The sequence below is a fragment of the Streptomyces sp. NPDC043867 genome (assembly GCF_056435845.1).
The window spans coordinates 31,011-48,278 of record NZ_JBWKDS010000023.1; the positions used below are offsets into that span (position 1 = coordinate 31,011).

General features: G+C 72.1%; 15 protein-coding genes and 1 pseudogene. 8 read left to right on the forward strand and 8 right to left on the reverse strand.

The features are described 5' to 3' along the window. The first annotated feature begins 29 nt into the window (after positions 1-29). From AC069T_RS22705 to AC069T_RS22725, 5 genes are all read left to right on the forward strand, one after another. Positions 30-2,033, forward strand: a complete 2,004-nt coding sequence (locus AC069T_RS22705) for a pectinesterase family protein (protein ID WP_478784459.1) — start codon at positions 30-32, stop codon at positions 2,031-2,033. A gap of 138 nt (positions 2,034-2,171) precedes the next feature. Further along, positions 2,172-3,524, forward strand: a complete 1,353-nt coding sequence (locus AC069T_RS22710; protein WP_478784460.1) for an ABC transporter substrate-binding protein — start codon at positions 2,172-2,174, stop codon at positions 3,522-3,524. Between the two features lie 130 nt (positions 3,525-3,654). Then, a complete protein-coding gene (locus AC069T_RS22715) occupies positions 3,655-4,461 on the forward strand; it encodes a rhamnogalacturonan acetylesterase (RefSeq protein ID WP_478784461.1) in 807 nt (268 codons plus the stop codon). 18 nt (positions 4,462-4,479) lie between these two features. After that, complete coding sequence (locus AC069T_RS22720) at positions 4,480-5,808, forward strand: pectate lyase family protein (protein WP_478784462.1); 1,329 nt, start codon at positions 4,480-4,482, stop codon at positions 5,806-5,808. Between the two features lie 141 nt (positions 5,809-5,949). After that, entirely contained in the window at positions 5,950-7,068 is a 1,119-nt protein-coding gene (locus AC069T_RS22725; protein WP_478784463.1) for a pectinesterase family protein, read from the forward strand. A gap of 114 nt (positions 7,069-7,182) precedes the next feature. On the opposite strand, the pseudogene AC069T_RS22730 reads toward AC069T_RS22725, so the two are convergent. Then, positions 7,183-7,463: pseudogene (locus AC069T_RS22730) on the reverse strand (family 43 glycosylhydrolase); the annotation flags it as partial. A 77-nt stretch (positions 7,464-7,540) separates the two neighbouring features. Between AC069T_RS22730 and AC069T_RS22735 the strand changes: the two are divergent. The 3 genes from AC069T_RS22735 to AC069T_RS22745 all read left to right on the forward strand — a co-directional run bounded on the left by AC069T_RS22735 (position 7,541) and on the right by AC069T_RS22745 (position 9,709). Beyond that, positions 7,541-8,230 (forward strand): MmyB family transcriptional regulator, encoded by a 690-nt coding sequence (locus tag AC069T_RS22735; protein ID WP_478784464.1) that lies wholly within the window; start codon positions 7,541-7,543, stop codon positions 8,228-8,230. 34 nt (positions 8,231-8,264) lie between these two features. Continuing rightward, positions 8,265-8,858: a TetR/AcrR family transcriptional regulator gene (locus AC069T_RS22740; RefSeq protein WP_478784465.1), complete on the forward strand. Its 594-nt coding sequence runs from the start codon at positions 8,265-8,267 to the stop codon at positions 8,856-8,858. Positions 8,859-8,971: 113 nt separating this feature from the next. Continuing rightward, positions 8,972-9,709, forward strand: a complete 738-nt coding sequence (locus AC069T_RS22745) for an NADPH-dependent F420 reductase (protein ID WP_478784466.1) — start codon at positions 8,972-8,974, stop codon at positions 9,707-9,709. Positions 9,710-10,113: 404 nt separating this feature from the next. Here the strand turns inward: AC069T_RS22745 and AC069T_RS22750 are convergent, their stop codons facing one another. The 7 genes from AC069T_RS22750 to AC069T_RS22780 form a co-directional block, all read right to left on the reverse strand. After that, entirely contained in the window at positions 10,114-10,944 is an 831-nt protein-coding gene (locus tag AC069T_RS22750) for a pectate lyase (protein ID WP_478784467.1), read from the reverse strand. 135 nt (positions 10,945-11,079) lie between these two features. Next, a complete protein-coding gene (locus AC069T_RS22755; protein WP_478784468.1) occupies positions 11,080-11,931 on the reverse strand; it encodes a hypothetical protein in 852 nt (283 codons plus the stop codon). Next, positions 11,928-12,494, reverse strand: coding sequence for a SigE family RNA polymerase sigma factor (locus tag AC069T_RS22760; RefSeq protein WP_478784469.1), 567 nt, complete (start codon positions 12,492-12,494; stop codon positions 11,928-11,930). Before AC069T_RS22760 ends, AC069T_RS22755 begins: the two co-directional genes overlap by 4 nt. Positions 12,495-12,786: 292 nt before the next feature. Then, positions 12,787-14,232, reverse strand: a complete 1,446-nt coding sequence (locus AC069T_RS22765; RefSeq protein ID WP_478784470.1) for a peptidoglycan D,D-transpeptidase FtsI family protein — start codon at positions 14,230-14,232, stop codon at positions 12,787-12,789. An 82-nt stretch (positions 14,233-14,314) separates the two neighbouring features. Beyond that, on the reverse strand, positions 14,315-14,971 hold the full coding sequence (locus tag AC069T_RS22770; protein ID WP_478784471.1) for a response regulator transcription factor: 657 nt from the start codon (positions 14,969-14,971) through the stop codon (positions 14,315-14,317). Next, positions 14,968-16,248 carry a sensor histidine kinase gene (locus AC069T_RS22775; RefSeq protein WP_478784472.1) on the reverse strand — a complete coding sequence of 427 codons (1,281 nt, stop codon included), beginning with the start codon at positions 16,246-16,248 and terminating at the stop codon, positions 14,968-14,970. The genes AC069T_RS22770 and AC069T_RS22775 overlap by 4 nt, the downstream gene beginning before the upstream one ends. Then, positions 16,245-17,219: a hypothetical protein gene (locus tag AC069T_RS22780; RefSeq protein ID WP_478784473.1), complete on the reverse strand. Its 975-nt coding sequence runs from the start codon at positions 17,217-17,219 to the stop codon at positions 16,245-16,247. The genes AC069T_RS22775 and AC069T_RS22780 overlap by 4 nt, the downstream gene beginning before the upstream one ends. Between the last annotated feature and the right edge of the window lie 49 nt (positions 17,220-17,268).

A 17,268-nucleotide genomic window follows, 5' to 3' on the forward strand; every position in this document is an offset into this window, starting at 1 on the left:
TTTCCGCCGTACGCCTGTTGGGAGCCGCAATGACGCACCTCCGTAGCAAGCGCTTGCCGAGGCCGGGGCCGCGCAGCCCCCTGGCCGCCGTCGCCGCCCTCGTGGCCTCCCTGGTGCTCGGGGCCCTCACCCCGGCCGAGGCCGCGCCCGCGCCCGGCGTCGAGGACGTCATGGCGGCCGGGGCGGGGACGGCGGACCGCTGGAGCGACCGCGCCCACGGTTTCGCCTCCCTCGACGGCGGCACCACCGGCGGCGCGGGCGGCAGGGTGGTCACGGTCACCGACCGGGACGCGCTGGCCCGGTACGCGGCCGCCGAGGAGCCGTACGTCATCCGGGTCCAGGGGGCGATCGCCGTCGAGCCCTTCGGATCGGACATCGTCGTGGCCTCGGACAAGACGCTCATCGGCGTCGGCGACACCGGCGAGATCGTGCACGGCGAGCTGCACCTCGGGCCGGGCACACACAACGTGATCATCCGCAACCTGACGATCCGGGACTCGTACGTCGAGGGCGACTGGGACGGCAAGACGCAGGACTTCGACGCGATCCAGATGGACACCGTCGACCACGTGTGGATCGACCACAACCGGTTCACGCACATGGGCGACGGACTGCTCGACATCCGCAAGGACAGCCAGTACGTCACCGTGTCCTACAACCGCTTCGACCACCACAACAAGGCGTTCGGCATCGGCTGGACCGAGAACGTCAAGACGCAGATCACCATCGACCACAACTGGTTCACCGGCACGAAGCAGCGCAACCCCTCCGCCGACAACTGCGCCTACGCGCACCTGTACAACAACTACCTCTCGGCGCAGGCCGAGGACGGCGACCCCGTGTGGACGTACGGCAACTGGTCGCGCGGCCGCACCAGGATGGTCATCGAGAACAGCTACTACGACGGCGTCCAGCACCCCTACCAGGCCGACGCCACCGCCGAGTTGGTGCAGCGGGGCTCGGTCCTGAGGGACACCACCGGCCGCCGCGACGCGTGGGGAACCGCCTTCGACCCGCGCGACTTCTACGACTACCGCCTGGACCCGGCCCGCGCGGTGCCGGCGCTGCTGCGGCGGTTCTCCGGGCCCCAGGAGCGGATCGGGGCCGTGCTGCACGTCCCCGCCGACTACCCGACGGTGCAGGCCGCCGTGGACGCGGTGCCCGACGGCAACGACAGCCCGGTCACCGTCGCGATCGCCCCCGGCACCTACCGGGCGAAGGTCGTCGTCCCGGCCGCCAAGCCGCGGATCGTGCTTCAGGGCACCGGGCGGAGCCGCTCCGACACCGTCATCGTCCACGACACCCCGGCCCAGTTCGGCGGCTCCACGGGAAGCGCCACCGTGCGCATCGCCGCGAACGACGTCACCGCGCGGAACCTCACCTTCAGCAACGACTTCGACGAGGCCGCGTACGACTACGGCGCCGAGCAGGCCCTCGCGATGAAGACGACGGGTGACCGGATCGTCTTCGAGAACACCGCCTTCCTCGGCAACCAGGACACCCTGATGACCGACAGCCCCAAGCTGGACGTGATCAGCCGGGTCTACGTCCGCGACTCCTACGTCGAGGGCGACGTCGACTTCCTCTACGGACGCGCGACCACCGTCGTCGAACGCTCCGTCATCAGGGCGCTCAGCCGCGGCTCCGCCACCAACAACGGTTACATCACCGCCGCTTCGACCTGGCAGGGCAACCCGTACGGGTTCCTGATCACCCGGTCGAGGATCGTGAGCGACGCGCCCGCGGGCTCCTTCCACCTCGGCCGTCCCTGGCACCCCGGCGGCGAACCGGCCGCCGTCGCCCAGGTGCTGATCCGGGACACCGAACTGCCGGCCGCGGTCAAGTCCTCGCCCTGGACCGACATGAGCGGCTTCTCCTGGAAGGACGCCCGCTTCGCCGAGTACCGCACCTACGGCCCCGGCGCGACCGTGACCGCCGACCGGCCGCAGCTGTCGGACGCCGAGGCGGCGACCCGCACGGTCACCGCCTACCTGGCGGGCAACGACGGCTGGGCACCCCATGTCCGTCGCTGAGGCCGTGACACACCCGTGGACGCCGAGTCCCGGGCCGGGCCCGACCGCGCGGCGCCACCCGGGCCCGCGGACCGCGTGTCCGTGGCGCCACCCGCAGACCCCCACCACCCCGCTGGATCCAGACGAAGAGAGCCGACCATGAAGATCAGCATCCGGAGAAACAGCCGAGGCGGATACCGCGCCGCCGCGGCCGTCGCCACGAGCGCCGTGCTCGCCCTGACCGCCACCGCCTGCGGCGACGACGGCAGCGGTGCCGGCGGCGACAAGGGCGACGAGGGCTCGGGCAAGGGCGAGGTCACCTTCTGGGACAACAACACGGCCGTCCGGCGTGACATCTGGATGGACATCATCGACGACTTCGAGAAGAAGTACCCCGACATCAAGGTCAACTACGTCGGGATCCCCGCCGAGAGCGTCCAGTCCAAGTACGACACCGCCATCCAGGGCGGCGGCCTGCCGGACGTCGGCGGGGTCGGCGCCGCGATGCTCGCCGGGGTCGCCGCGCAGAACGCCCTCGAACCGCTCGACTCCCGCCTCGCGAAGAGCCCGCTCGACGGCAAGCTGAACCAGGGCATGCTCGAATCGGTGAAGGTCGCCGGCGGCCAGGACAAGCTGTTCACCGTCCCGACCTCCGCCAGCAACGGCGTGCTGTACTACCGCACCGACCTGTTCCGGGCGGCCGGTCTCGAGGCGCCCACCACCTGGTCCAAGTTCTACGAGGCGGCCGACAAGCTCACGGACAAGGGCAAGAACGAGTTCGGCTACACCATCCGCGGCGGCGCCGGTTCCATCGCGCAGGCACTGGACGCGATGTACGGCCAGACCGGGATCACCGAGTTCTGGGACGGCGACAAGACGACGGTCAACGACCCGGAGAACGTGGCCGCGCTGGAGAAGTACGCCGCGCTCTACAAGAAGAACACCCCCTCCGCGGACGTCAACAACGACTTCACCAAGATGGTCGCCCAGTGGGACAGCGGCAAGATCGGCATGCTGAGCCACAACCTGGGCTCCTACCAGGACCACGTGAAGGCACTCGGTGACGGCAAGTTCCGCGGGCTGCCCAACCCGACCACGGACGACGGCACCCGCGTCCAGGTCTCCAACCCCGTCGACGGACTCGCCCTGTTCAAGTCCAGCAAGAACAAGTCGGCCGCCTGGCGCTTCATCGAGTTCGCCGCCGCGCACGAGTCCAACAGCAAGTGGAACGAGTCGGCGGGCGCCATCCCCTCGAACACCGAGGCCGCCAAGGACGCGTGGATCCAGAAGGCCGAGCCGACCAAGCTCGCGGCCGAGGCACTGAACAGCGGCAGCACCAAGATCGTGCAGCTGCCGTACTACCTGCCGGACTGGAACACCATCTCCAAGACCGACAACGAGCCGAACTTCCAGAAGGTCCTGCTCGGCAAGATGTCGGCCAAGGACTTCCTGAACACCCTGGCCGACCAGCTCAACAAGGCCCAGGCGGAGTGGAAGCAGCAGAAGAAGTAGCGGCACCGCTCCCCGGATGCGGGGGGGGGGGGGGGGGGGGGGGCGCCCCCCCCCCCCCCCCCGCCCCCGCCCCTCACTTCCTCCAGCCCGGAACTCCTCCTGGAAAGAGCCGAAAGCGAGGCACCCCGACGTGTCCCTCACCCGCAGACAGGCCACCGCGGCGGCCCTCGTCGCCGTCCCGCTCGCCGTCGCCGCGACGGCCCCCGCATCCGCAGCTCCTTCGTCGCCGGGATCCCGACGCATGCGCACCCTCCACATCGCCGGTGACTCCACGGCCGCCCAGAAGTACGCCGACGCGGCGCCCGAGACCGGCTGGGGCATGGCGCTGCCGTTCTTCCTGCACAAGGACCTCGAGGTCGCCAACCACGCGGTCAACGGCCGCAGTTCGAAGAGCTTCATCGACGAGGGCCGGCTCGACGCCGTCCTCGCCGCGATCCGGCCCGGGGACCTGCTGCTCGTCCAGTTCGGCCACAACGACGAGAAGAGCGCCGACCCCACCCGCTACACCGAGCCCTGGACCACGTACCAGGACTGTCTGCGGCAGTACCTCGACGGGGCGCGGGCCCGCGGCGCGCGGCCGGTGCTCGCCACCTCCGTCGAGCGCAGGAAGTTCGACGCGGCCGGCAACGCCCTGCCGACCCACGGCGACTACCCGGCGGCGATGCGTTCCCTCGCCGCGGAGGAGGGCGTCGCGCTGCTGGACATCCAGGCCCTGTCGATCGCCCTGTGGCAGAGGCTCGGCGTCGAGGAGACCAAGACGTACTTCAACTGGACCGCGACGGAGCAGGACAACACGCACTTCAACCCGCCCGGCGCCATCGCCGTGGCCCGCCTCGTCGCGGGCGGGCTGCTGAGCCATCGGGTCGTCGCACCCCGGGACGTGCGCCGGCTCGACGACGAGATCCCCGGGTCCTGGATCACCTGGCCCACCGCCTGACCGAGAGAGAGCCGCACGATGAGTACACAGAAATGTCATGGACGTGTCATGGGTGGCATGCGTGTCGCCGCGTCGCTGGCCGGCTGCACCGCCCTGGTGCTGGCCGTCACCGGCACCCCCGCCCAGGCGCAGGGCCGCGACCCCGGCCGCCAGACCCTCGCCGCCGGTGACGGCTGGGGCTCCGCCGGTACGGGCACCACCGGCGGAGCCCTTGCCGACGCCGCACACGTACGGACCGTCGCCACCTGGGACGAGTTCAGGACCGCGCTGAAGGAGGGCGGCACCGCGCCGAAGATCATCAAGGTCAGGGGCACGATCGACGCCAACGCCGACGGCTGCTCCTCCTTCGCGGCCGACGGCTACGACTTCGACGCCTACCTGGAGAAGTACTCCCCGGAGAAGTGGGGTCTGGACACGAATCTGGACGGCGAGCCCGCCGACAGCCCGGAGGGCCTGCGCCGGGTCTCCGCCGACAACCAGGCCCAGGCGATCAAGGTCGCCGTCCCGGCCAACACCACCATCATCGGCCTGGGGAGGAACGCCGGACTGAAGGGGGCGAGCCTGCAGATCACGGGCGTCGACAACGTCATCGTCCGCAACCTCGCCGTCGAGAGCCCCCTCGACTGCTTCCCGCAGTGGGACCCGACCGACGGCGCCACGGGCAACTGGAACTCCGAGTACGACAGCGCGGTGGTGTACGGCTCCACGCACGTCTGGCTGGACCACAACACGTTCACCGACGGCGCCCACCCCGACAGTTCGCTGCCGAAGTACTTCGGCATGATCTACCAGCAGCACGACGGCGAACTCGACATCGTGAAGGGCGCCGACTACGTCACGGCCTCCTGGAACGTGTTCACCGAGCACGACAAGACCCTGATGATCGGCAACAGCGACAGCGCGGCCACGGCCGCCGTCGACCGGGGGCACCTCAAGGTCACCCTGCACCACAACCTGTTCTCCGGACTCGTCGAGCGCGCCCCGCGCGTCCGCTTCGGGCAGGTCGACGCGTACAACAACCACTACGTCGCCGACGCGTCGTACGCCTACAGCTTCGGTATCGGCATGGAGTCCCAGCTCGTCGCCGAGAAGAACGCGTTCACCCTGCCGGCCGGGATCAGCGCCGCCAGGATCCTGAAGAAGTGGAAGGAGGCCCCGGTCACGGCCGTCGGCAACCACGTCAACGGCGTGCCCGTCGACCTGATCGCCGTGCACAACGCGGAGATCCCGGCGGAGACGCTCCAGTCGGGGGCCGGCTGGACGCCGACCCTGCGGACCAGGGTCGACTCGCCGAAGGCGGTGCCGGGCATCGTCGGCCACCGCGCGGGCGCCGGAAAGATCTGCTGACCCGCACGACCCCGGCCGGCCGGAGCGGCTCCGCACACCCCCGCACCCCGGGGCGTGCCGCTCCGGCAGGCCTCCCCGCCGCCATCACCGCCTCCGGCATCCGCCGCACACCCCCGAGCCGCACAGCGAAGGAGCATCGCCATGCTCTCGCACCACACACGCACCGCCCCCAGCCGCCGGACCTTCCTCGTCGCCGGTGCCGGGGCCGCTCTCGCACTCGGCAGCGCCCCCGCGGGCGCCGCCACTCGACGCCCCTTCGGACGGTACGGCTCGCCCGCCGCCCGCCTCACCGCCCAGACCCTCTACGTGGACGCGTCCGGCGCCGGCGACTTCACCACCGTCCAGGCCGCCGTGACCGCCGCGCCGGGGAGCGGCACCACGCTCGTCATCGCCCCCGGCACCTACCGCGAGACGGTCGCCGTCGACGCCGCCCGCACCGGCATGACCTGGATCGGCGCCTCCGAGAACCCGCGCGACGTCGTCGTCGTGTACGACAACGCCAACGGCACCCCGAAGCCCGGCGGCGGCACCTACGGCACCAGCGGTTCCGCCACCACCACCGTGCAGGCCGACGGCTTCACCGCCCGCCGGATCACCTTCGCCAACGACTGGCTGCGCGCCGGCCACCCGGAGATCACCGGCACCCAGGCCGTCGCGATCAAGGTGCAGGGCGACCGCTGCGCCTTCCACCACTGCCGCTTCCTCGGCCACCAGGACACGCTGTACGCCGACTCGGCGGCGCTCGGCACCTTCGCCCGCCAGTACTTCGCCCACTGCTACGTCGAGGGCGACGTGGACTTCGTCTTCGGCCGGGCCACGGCGGTGTACGAGCACTGCCACTTCCACACCCTGAACCGCACTGACCTCGCCACGGCCCCCTACGGCTTCGTCTTCGCCCCGTCCACCGCGGCCGCCAACCCGCGCGGCTACCTGGTCACCCGCAGCCGGATCACGAGCGCGGCGCCGGACGCGTACTACAAGCTGGCCCGCCCCTGGGTGCCCAGCTCGGACACCACCGCCCGCCCGATGCTGACCGTCCGCGACACCCGCATCGGCGCCGGCATCGACGCGGCCGCGCCCTACGCGAACATGTCCGCCGCCCACCCCTGGCAGAACCAGCGCTTCGCCGAGTACCGCAACACGGGCCCGGGCGCCGCGGCGCCGGTCCCGGAGAACCGGCCCCAACTCACGGACGCGGAAGCCGCGTCACACACGCGTGCGGCCCAGCTCGGTGACTGGAGGCCCGGCGGACGCTGCTGACCTGCCCTCGCCAACGCGGTCCTGCACCCCCCTGCCCCCACCCCGACGACGTTCCTGACGACGGGTTCGACGACCGTCGGAGCGACGAGGAACAGGCATGCCCGGCCCGCCCGTTCAGCCGGCGCTGCGTACCGGGCGGACGGACTCCAGGGTCGGCACCACCGGCTCGACGGTGCCGTCGGCCGCGAAGGTGAGGCGGTTGACGGTGGTCTCCCGGTGCGTGCCGTCACCGCCCGGCCTGCCGGGGCCGTTCACCGCGAACCGGTGAGAGGCGAGGTACCGGTCGTCCGTGCTGGGGACGTTCACCACCGAGTGGTGGCCGGTGCCCTGATGCCGTACTCCGGCCGCTTGGACAGGTTCGTGCCTCGCCGGGTCCAGCCGCCCGCGCCCACCGGCTCCCAGCCCCCAAGCCGCGATGCACGACCCAGCCCGACGGCCGGCGTTCACTTCCTGAGGCAGAGACCGTCGATCCATGGACAACCGATCTGGTCCACACCCTCGCGATGAACCCCTTGGCCGTGGCGCTGCCCGGCGACCAGACCCGCCACACCGGTCTGGTCGCCGAGCAGCGCCTACTGCCGCTGGTTCATGGACCCGGTCGAACGTCGCATGGTTCCCGAGGAGAGCCGCGAGCGCCACGGCCGCGCCCAATCGGCACGCCTGCGGGCCGCGCTCACAGCCGGCAGCCCCCCGAGCCGCCCGGATCCTCGCCGAACTCCAGGCGCACAGCCCCGAGTTCGTGCGCATGTGGGAGCTTCAGGAGGTCGCCCGACGCTACGACGACTGCAAGACCATCCTCCATCCCGAACTCGGCCGCATCGACGCCGACGCCCAACTCCTGTACACCGGGAACCGCACCCAGACCCTGGTGGTCCTGACCACTCGCCCCGGCGCGGAGAGCCACAGCAAACTCGAACTGCTCTCCGTCATCGGACACCAGCAGCTCACCCCCCGACGTCCTGGACCGGGCCGGGCTCGGCGCGGGAGGGGCCGAACAAGGGCACCCTGGCATGGTGCAGCCCGCGCGGCTTGTTCCCTGCGCCCTGCGGCCGGACGTGTCGCTCCCTGCTTTGTCCGGGCACCGTGGTCGTGCCGCCCGTTTGACCGGATGCCCCCTCCGTTTTACTCTCGGATGTGTACGGAGGCAGCATCCGTTTTTTGATGCGGCCGCACGATCACAGCAGCCAGGAGGGCGCATGAGCGCCGGTGAACTGCGGGGGCGCAAGCCCCGCGCGGACGTCCAGCGCAACCGCGTGGCCCTCCTGGAGACCGCGCAGCGTCACTTCCTGCAGCACGGGGTCGGCACTTCCCTCGAGGCGGTGGCCAAGGAGGCGGGAGTCGGGCCCGCCACCCTGTACCGGCACTTCCCCACCCGGGAGGCGCTGCTGGCGGCGGTGCTGCAGACGCGCTCCGAGGAGCTGGTGGCCCGCCAGGCGGACATCGATCAGCTCGGCGACCCCGCCGAGGCGCTGGAGCAGTGGCTGCGCGCGATGGAGGAGTACTTCAGCGCCTTCAGTGGGCTGCCGGACCCGCTCATGGCCGCGGCCCGGGCGCAGGAGCCGGACAACCCGCTCACGATTCCCTGCGACATCCTCATCTCCGCCACCGATCAGTACGTGCGAGCCGCGCAGCTCGCGGGGCGCGTGCGCGCGTCGGTACGGGGGCACGACCTGTTTCTCGCGGCCTGTTCCGTTGCCTGGATCAAGGGCACCGGTACCGAGGAGGAGTCGCTCGGCCGGCTCCGCACGCTCATGGCGAGCGGCTACCGCCAGCGGGACACCCCGGCGTAAACCGTAAACCGCCGGGCACCCCGCCCCGACCCCCGCAACGCCAGGCGGCACCCCCACCCGGCCATCACACCGCGCTGCCCTCAGGGACGGCACAACCTCCGAAGGAACAAATCATGAAAATTACTGTCATAGGCTCCGGTGCCATCGGCGGGAACCTTGCCGCGAAGCTCAGCACGGCGGGTCACGACGTTCAGGTGGCCGACGCCCGCGGTCCCGATGCCGTCCGGGCGGAGGTGCTGGAGTCCGGGGCCCGCGTGGCGGACCTCGCCGAGGCCGTCCAGGACCGGGACGTCATCGTCCTGTCGATCCCGTTCGGGGTGGCGGGTCAGCTGGCGGACCTGTTCGCGTCGGTGCCCGACGAGACGGTGGTCATCGACACCTCGAACTACTACCCCGGCATGCTCAGCGAGCCGATCGAGGCGGTGGACAACGGCCAGGTGGAGAGCGTGTACACCGCCGAGCTGCTCGGCCGTCCCGTGGTCAAGGCGTGGAACGCCGCGCTGGCAGAGACCCAGCGGACCAAGGGCGTCCCGGCCGGAACGCCCGGCCGCCTCGCCATCCCCGTCGCCGGCGACTACGAGGAGGCGCGGAAGGTCGCCATGAGCCTGGTGGACGACACCGGCTTCGACCCCTACGACGCCGGCACACTGGCCGACTCCTGGCGGCAGCAGCCGAACAGCCCCGCCTACTGCACCGAACTGACCCTCGATGAGCTGCCGACGGCCCTGGCGGCGGCCGACCGCGCCAGGGATGCGGCCATCCGCGACAGCCTCCCGGAACGCTTGGCCGCCCTCGGTGCCAATCCCACCGTCGACGACGTCGTCGAGATGAACCGCGCCGCCCACCGCTGACTCACCGGCTCTCGTGCACGCAGCGGCACGAGAGCGGCAGCGTCGGCACGCCACGAGTACACGAGGAACACGAAGAACAGCGCTCACTTCGGCAAGGCCGCCATCACCCACCTGCACCACCGCGTGCGCGGTCCGCGCAGCCCCGGTCGCGCCGCGGGGACCAAGCCCCGGAACTGGGTCACCGACACCGGGGCTCCGTTCCCGACAAGGGGACGGTGCGTCAATCGGCGCGGACGTGACGGTGTGAGAGAAATCTTCGGCCGCCGCTGCCGGGTGGCGACGGCCGGGGCCGGCCGCGCGGACCCGGGAGGGCGAACGCCCCCGCCGGTCGTCACCGGCGGGGGCGTGCCTCCGGCCGGCCGAGGGGGGCTCGGCCGGCGGGTCTCGGGGAAGCCGGGCGGACGTCAGTCGTAACTGACGTCGGACGCCTGGTACTTGCAGTGGGTGCCGTCGGGGCCGCTGCCGAGCTGCTTGGGCTCCTTGCCGGTGTTGTTGCCCTGGAAGCGGACACACGGCTTGATCTTCTTGCCGCTGTCACCGTGCATGCGCACCTTGGTGAGCGTCGCCGTGTCCCCGTAGTTGGAGTTGATGCCGACCAGGGTCTTGCCCGGCGCGGTCACGTCGACGTCGTTGACGACGATCGTGCGCTTGTACTGCTTGGAGCAGTTGCCGCACGAGCGGACCAGCTTGCCGAAGTTCTCGACCCGGAAGCCGGTCACGGTCAGCTTGCCGGCGCCGTTGAACTGGAACACCTTGTCCGAGGCGGACTTCGCGCCGCCGCCGGTCACGGTGTACGTGGCGGACGACGACTTGCCCTTGAAGCTCGCCGCGTCCTCACCGACGTCCAGCCACCACACGTTCTGCAGGGTGCAGCTGCCCGTGCAGTGCACGCCGTCCGCGCCCGGGGTGCCGATGACGACGTTCTTCAGGACCGCGCCGTCCGCCAGCTCGAAGATGGGGTCCTGGCCCTCGTCCTGACCGCCGTCGCCGAGGTCGCCGCTGCCGTAGAACTTCTGCAGCTTGCCGTCGTACGTGCCCGAGACCTCGATCGTCTCCGGCACGGCCTTGCTGCCCTTCGCGTCCGGCCAGGGGGTCGCCGCGCCGGCGGTGCCCAGCATCGAGGCCGTGACGATCGCCGCGCCGGTGAGGCCCAGCGCGGCCGCGCCGCCGACGACCGCGCGCCGCCTGGTGACCCTGCGACGGTGGCGTACGCGCTGTTCAACTCGTGCAGTCATGAACGGTGTTCCTTGGGGTGGGAGGAGATCTTTACGTCTCCTGGTCGCCGCCCGCCGGGAAAGGGTTGCCGCGTCCGCCGATCTTTTTCACACGACCTCGCCGCGGGGCGCGGACGTCCACTCCGCGTGTCGCCGTCAGGAGTCGTCGTCGGCGTCCCGGCGCGCGAAGTCGCCCGCCACGCGCAGCGGCCGGTCCGCGGTCCCGGCGGTCGCCGCGTAGCTGTCGTCCTTCGCGTCCCGGCCGCCGCGGGCATGGTCGTACTGGCCCGCGAACACCCACTCGCCGGGCGGCACGCTGCGGCCGGACTTCAGCACCCACGTGTAGACGAGGACACCCTCGCGCTCGGCCACCGTCAGCGTGAAGTCGGCCTCGGGCAGCGAACGCCAGGCGCCGGCCGAGGTCACCCCGCCGGTCTGCGCGATCCTCAACTCGACGGTGAGCGAGGTGAGTCGCACACCGGTCTTGAGGGTCACGTCGCTCTGCGCCCAGAAGTCGTTGCTGTGCGGGTCGACCGAGCCGTCCGACCACAGCGGGCCGTCCTCGACGCCCGCCGCGGGCGGGCGCGGCGTCGCCGACGCGGACTTCCCGGCCGACGGGGTGCGGGACGCGGGCGTGCGGGGCTTGCGCGACTGCTCCGGCGGACCGGAGCCGTGCGCGGGGTCCGGCGGCAGCGGCGCCCGGCTCGTCGCGCCCGGGGACGGGTCGGGCGAGACCGCGGCGGCGCGCTGCGCGGGACTCTCGTCCCGCACGGCCGAGGCGACCGCGTAGCCGCCCACCGCGAGGACCCCGGCGACCGCGGCGGTCGCCCCGACGACCCGGGTCCAGCCGAGCAGCGGGGGACGGGCCGCTCGCGGGGGCCGCTCGTCGGCCCCCGCCATCCCGCGCTCGACGCGGGCGAGGATGCGCGCACGGTCGGGCTCGTGCGCCGCGGCCGCCGCCCGCAGCCCGCTGCGCAGCTCGTCGTGCACGTCCTGCGCCTCCCTCATCGGTCCCTTCCTCCGGCTCCGCCCGTCCGCAGCACCGCCGCGTGCACGCGCTGCGGCGCCTCCTGCGTGCCGAGAAGCCGCTGCAGTTCGGCCATGCCCTTGGAGGTCTGGCTCTTCACCGTACCGACCGAGACCCCGAGTGCGAGCGCCGTGTCCTTCTCCGACAGGTCGAAGGCGTGCCGCAGCACCACACAGGCGCGCTTGCGGAACGGCAGCCGGCGCAGCGCCTCCTGGACGTCCACCACACCCGGTACGTCGGGGTTCTCGACCCTGTCCTCGCGCTGCGACCAGAACAGGGTGACCCGTCGGCGCTCGCGCACCGCGCTGCGGATGCGGCTGCGGGCCAGGTTGGCGACCACACCCCGCGCGTACGCCACCGGGCGGTCCGCGGCGCGGACCCGGTCCCAGCGGTGCCACAGCGCGAGCAGCGCGTCCGCGGCGAGATCGTCGGCCGCGTCCGCCTCACCCGTCAACAGGTGCGCCAGGCGGGCCAGTTCCGCGTAGTGCCGCTCGAAGAAGGCGTGGAACTCCACGGAGGCGGCGTCGTCGACGACAGTGCCCACGGGCGACCTCTCCTCGCGGCTTCTCGGCAACCGGTGCGGGTGCGTGCGTATACGGCTCCCGTTCGACCCCGGCGCCGACCGATGGTCCGCCGGGGCGAGATCCGAGAGCGTACCAGCGTTTCGTACGAGTCTTCGAACAGCGTATGGCAGGCCGAACTCGATGACGTGACACGGGAGAAGCCCGCACGCGGTGCGACACGGGAACGCTCCGGCGGGTGTCCGTGGCGGGAGGAAGCGCGACGAAGGGCCGCCCCCGGGAGCGGGGGCGGCCCTTCGTCGGTGCGCGGGCGGTTCAGTCCTCCAGCGCCGCGCGCATCGCGGCCTTCGCGACCGGGGCGGCCAGGCCGTTGCCGCTGACCTCCGAGCGGGCCGCGTCGGACTGCTCGACCAGGACCGCCACGGCGACCTCCTTGCCGTTGGAGTCCGACTTCGCGTACGACGTGAACCAGGCGTACGGCGTCTTGCTGTTGTTCTCGCCGTGCTGGGCCGTACCGGTCTTGCCGCCCACGGTGGCGCCGTCGATCCGCGCGTTCGTGCCCGTGCCGTCCTCGACGACCGTGCGCATCGCGGACCGCAGCTGCCCGGCCGTTTCGGAGCTGACGATCCTGCGGGTCTCCGTGCTGCCTTCGTAGTCCTTCAGCACGTTGCCGTCGGCGTCGCTGGTCCGCGCCACCAGGTGCGGTGAGACCAGCTTGCCGTCGTTGGCGATCGCCGCCGAGACCATGGCCATCTGGAGGGGGGTCGCCGTCACGTCGAACTGGCCGATGCCCGTCAGTGCCGTCTGCGCCGGGTCCATGTCCTTCGGATACACGCTCGGGTACGCGCGTACCGGCACGTCCTGCGTCTCGTCGTCGAAGCCGAACCTCTCCGCCATCGCCCGGACCTTGTCCTGGCCCAGACTGACGGCCATCTTCGCGAAGACGTTGTTGCAGGAGTACTGGAGCGCGACCCGGATCGAGGCGTTCGCACAGGGGGCGGAGGCGTTCTCGTTCGCCAGGACCCGGGTCGTGCCGGGCAGCGTGTACGGGTTCGGGCTGTCCGTCCGCGTGTCCACGTCCGCGTACAGGCCGTCCTCCAGCGCGGCGGCCGCCACGACCAGCTTGAACGTCGAACCCGGCGGCAGCGGCCGGCGCAGCGCGCGGTTCGTCATCGGCTTGCCGGAGGACCTGGTCAGCTTCTTCCAGGCGGCGTCGTCCCCGGTGCTGAGCCGGCCGGGGTCGTACGACGGCGTGGAGACGGCCGCGAGGATCCGGCCGGTCCCGGGGTCGATCGCGACCGCCGCGCCCTTCTTGTCGCCGAGGGCCTCGTACGCGGCCTTCTGCACGTCCGGGTCGATCGTCGTGACGACGTCACCCGGGGCGGCGCGCTTGTCCGTGAGGGTGTCCAGAGGGTTCTTCAGCTGGTTGTCCGTGCCGTCGAGCAGGGTCCGGTAGATGCCCTCCAGCTGCGTCGCCCCGTACACCTGGGAGCTGTAGCCCGTCACCGCCGCGTACAGACCGCCGTCCGTGTACGTGCGCTTGTACGCGAGGTCGCCGCCCTTCGTCCGTGCGGAGCCGGTGATCGCGTCGCCGGCCACGATGATGTCCCCGAGCGGGTGCGCGTACTGCTCGATCGCGTTCCGCCGCTTGTCGTCCGCGAGTGCCTTTCCGTCGTAGAACTGCACCCAGGTCGCCCTGACCAGCAGGGTGACCACGAGCAGCAGGGTGAAGACGGCGGCACGCCTGATCGTCTTGTTCATTGCGCTCAGGACGACGAACGGGCTGGTGCGAATCGTTCCCTTCCGTCCGCTTTTCTCATCCGCCGTTCATGAAGCGGAGCCCTCAGGCGGAGCTCCGCACGAAGCCCGCCTCGTAGGCGGCGATCACCGCCTGCGTGCGGTCGCGGGTGCCCGTCTTCGCCAGCACGGCCGCCACATGGCTCTTCACCGTCGCGGGGCCCACCCCCATCCGCGCGGCGATCTCGGCGTTGGTGAGGCCCGTGGTCATCAGCCGCAGCACGTCGCGCTCGCGGTCCGTGAGTCTCGCCGTCCAGGCGGGCGGCTCGGGGCGGGCGTGTGCGGCGGCCAGCGCCCGTACCGCCGCCGGGAACAGCAGGCTGTCGCTGCGCGCGACCAGCCGGACGGCCTGCACGAGCGCGTCCGCGTCGGCCCGTTTGAGCAGAAAGCCGCTGGCCCCGGCCCGCAGCGCCTCATAGACGTACGAGTCGTTCTCGAACGTCGTCACCACGACGATGCGGGGCGGGTCGGCGAGCGTCGCGAGGATCTGCTCGGTGGCGCGGATGCCGTCGGTCTCCGGCATGCGGACGTCCATCAGGACGACGTCCGGCCGCAGCTGGCGCACCACCGACACCGCCTCGGCGCCGGTCGCCGCCTCCCCGACCACCTCCAGGCCGTCCTCGGCGGAGAGGATCGCGCGCAGCGCGGTGCGCACCATGCGCTCGTCGTCCGCGAGGACGATGCGGATCGTCGGGCCGCTCATGCGGGTCCCTCCAGCGGGAGTCGGACGTGCAGGCGCCACACCCCGTCCACCGGACCGGCCTGCGTCGTGCCGCCCAGCAGCCGGGCCCGGTCCGCGATGCCGCGCAGACCGTGACCGCCGCCCGGACGGGACGCGGGGGCGCCCGTGACCGGGTTCTCGGCGGTGATCTCCAGTTCCTCGCCGTCGCGGGCGATGCGCAGGCGCACCGGGGTCCGCGGCCCGGTGTGCCTCAGCGCGTTGCTGAGTCCCTCCTGCACGATGCGGTACGCCTCCCGGGAGACCAGCGGGGGCACCGACCCGGGGTCCGCCTCGACGGCCGCCGTGACGGGGAGTCCCCCGGCGCGGATGCGGCGCAGCAGTCCGTCGAGATCGGCGAGTGTGGGAGCGGGGGCGGCGGAGCGGGCACCGGCGTCCGCGTCCTGGGCGTCCTGCGGCGCGTCGCCCTCCCGCAGTATCCCCAGCACCGCGTCCAGTTCACCCACCGTGCGACGGGTGGTGTCCTCGATCGCGGCGAGCGCCTCGCGGACGAAGCGGGGGTCGGTGTCCAGGACACGCCGGGCGGCGCTCGCCTGGAGGGTGACCGCACTGAGCGCGTGGCCGACGGAGTCGTGCAGTTCGCGGGCGAGCCGGTTGCGTACGGCGAGGTCCGCGGCACGCCGTTCGGCCGCCGCGAGCCGGTCCTCCGGGGCCGGTCCCAGCAGGACGGGCGCGGCGCGGGCCAGCAGACGGCCCGCCCCGGCCGCGCAGGCAGCCAGCGCGATCAGCACGGCGGCCCCGGCGACCGGGGAGAGGGCCAACGCCCAGGACGCGTCCAGGACTTCGGGAAGCCCGAGACGGGAGTCACGCAGCCGGGCGACGGCGGGCAGCGCGATGAGCACGGCCGCGAACGGCGGTACGGCCAGGGACATTCCGGCGATGACCCCGCCGAGCCCCAGATGCAGCGTGAACCAGGCGGCGGTGCGGCGCCGGGCCGCCCGGGTGCGCGCGGGTCCTTCGGCGAGCCCGTCGCCCTCGACACCGCACAGCGCCCGGACGACGGCCACCGACAGCGGCCGGGTCGGCGGGAAGAGCGCCGTGATCGCGGCGAGCGGCAACCCGACCGCGAAAGAGGCGAGTTGGAGGGGGAGGGAGTTGAAGCTGTTCTGCGCGTCCGTCAGGGGTCCCACGACGACCTCGCCGACGAAGACGTACGGCATCGCGAGCGCGCCGCCGAGGATGAGGTGGATCCACCGCCGCCGCGCCCGCCGTCCGAACAGGAACCGGATGAACCCGCTCACACCGGCCGCTCCGCCCGGACGGACCGCTCCGCGAGGAAGTGCGCGCCGATGGTGACCACGAGCATGCCGACGATCATCTGCCCAGCGTAGGTGAGGGTCATCGCCTCCGTGGGGCGCCTGGAAATGTCGTCCACTCCGCCCAGGCTCGCCAGCGCCAGCCAGCCGCCCCAGCAGGCGGTGGCCGCGGAACCGGTCCAGGCGAGTGCCAGCGGCACCCGCGCGGGCAGTGCGCGCCCCCGCCGGAACGCGAGCAGCGAGGCGCCGGCGACGGCGGACAGCAGGAACACGGCGTCCAGGACCTCGAGGACGTAGAAGTCACCGGTGCGGTCCGCGGCACGGCCGGTGCTCAGTCCGGCCGAACTGCCGCAGGCCCACAGCAGATGCGCGGTGACCGGGAACAGGGCGAGGACCGCCGCGGCGACGGCGGTCGCGCGCTGGGCGGACCCCACGGCGCTCGCCGGCAGCTCCCGTACCCGGCCGCGCCACAGGTCCCCCCAGCGGTCCCGCGTGTACAGGGCGAACAGTGTGCCCAGCGCGAGGCCCTGCACGATGAACCCCGTGTACACGACCCCGAACACCCACTCGTCGAGGAACGGTTCCGTGCCGGCGTCCCCGGACTCCGGCACGGAACCCCCGAGCGCCCTGACCAGCAGTTGCAGCGGATACCCGGTCATGACCGGCACGAGCAGCCCGGTCGCCACCCACATCGGGACGGCGAGCAGCCACGCCGGCACGCGCCGGCCCCAGGGCCGGGTCAGGAGCAGGGCGATCACGATGACGGCGCCGTCCATCAGCACCGTCAGGGCGTTGGCCACGGCCATCTGCGCCCGGTGCTCCAGCAGGGAGCTGCCCTCGGGGATGCCGAGGTGACTGCCCGCGATCCAGGCGGTCTTGAGGCCGAGATACGGGAGGCAGGAGACGACGGCGACGGCGCGCAGGACGCGGCGGGGGGGGGGGGGGGGGGGAGGCACACACAGGCAGAACAGCCAAAGACAAGGGAGAGGGGGGAGAAGAAGAAAG

Coding starts and splice junctions, on each gene's coding strand:
- AC069T_RS22705 (WP_478784459.1), top strand. CDS start 30: ATGACGCACCTCCGTAGCAAGCGCTTGCCGAGGCCGGGGCCGCGCAGC.
- AC069T_RS22710 (WP_478784460.1), top strand. CDS start 2,172: ATGAAGATCAGCATCCGGAGAAACAGCCGAGGCGGATACCGCGCCGCC.
- AC069T_RS22720 (WP_478784462.1), top strand. CDS start 4,480: ATGAGTACACAGAAATGTCATGGACGTGTCATGGGTGGCATGCGTGTC.
- AC069T_RS22725 (WP_478784463.1), top strand. CDS start 5,950: ATGCTCTCGCACCACACACGCACCGCCCCCAGCCGCCGGACCTTCCTC.
- AC069T_RS22735 (WP_478784464.1), top strand. CDS start 7,541: ATGGACAACCGATCTGGTCCACACCCTCGCGATGAACCCCTTGGCCGT.
- AC069T_RS22740 (WP_478784465.1), top strand. CDS start 8,265: ATGAGCGCCGGTGAACTGCGGGGGCGCAAGCCCCGCGCGGACGTCCAG.
- AC069T_RS22745 (WP_478784466.1), top strand. CDS start 8,972: ATGAAAATTACTGTCATAGGCTCCGGTGCCATCGGCGGGAACCTTGCC.
- AC069T_RS22750 (WP_478784467.1), bottom strand. CDS start 10,944: ATGACTGCACGAGTTGAACAGCGCGTACGCCACCGTCGCAGGGTCACC.
- AC069T_RS22755 (WP_478784468.1), bottom strand. CDS start 11,931: ATGAGGGAGGCGCAGGACGTGCACGACGAGCTGCGCAGCGGGCTGCGG.
- AC069T_RS22765 (WP_478784470.1), bottom strand. CDS start 14,232: ATGAACAAGACGATCAGGCGTGCCGCCGTCTTCACCCTGCTGCTCGTG.
- AC069T_RS22770 (WP_478784471.1), bottom strand. CDS start 14,971: ATGAGCGGCCCGACGATCCGCATCGTCCTCGCGGACGACGAGCGCATG.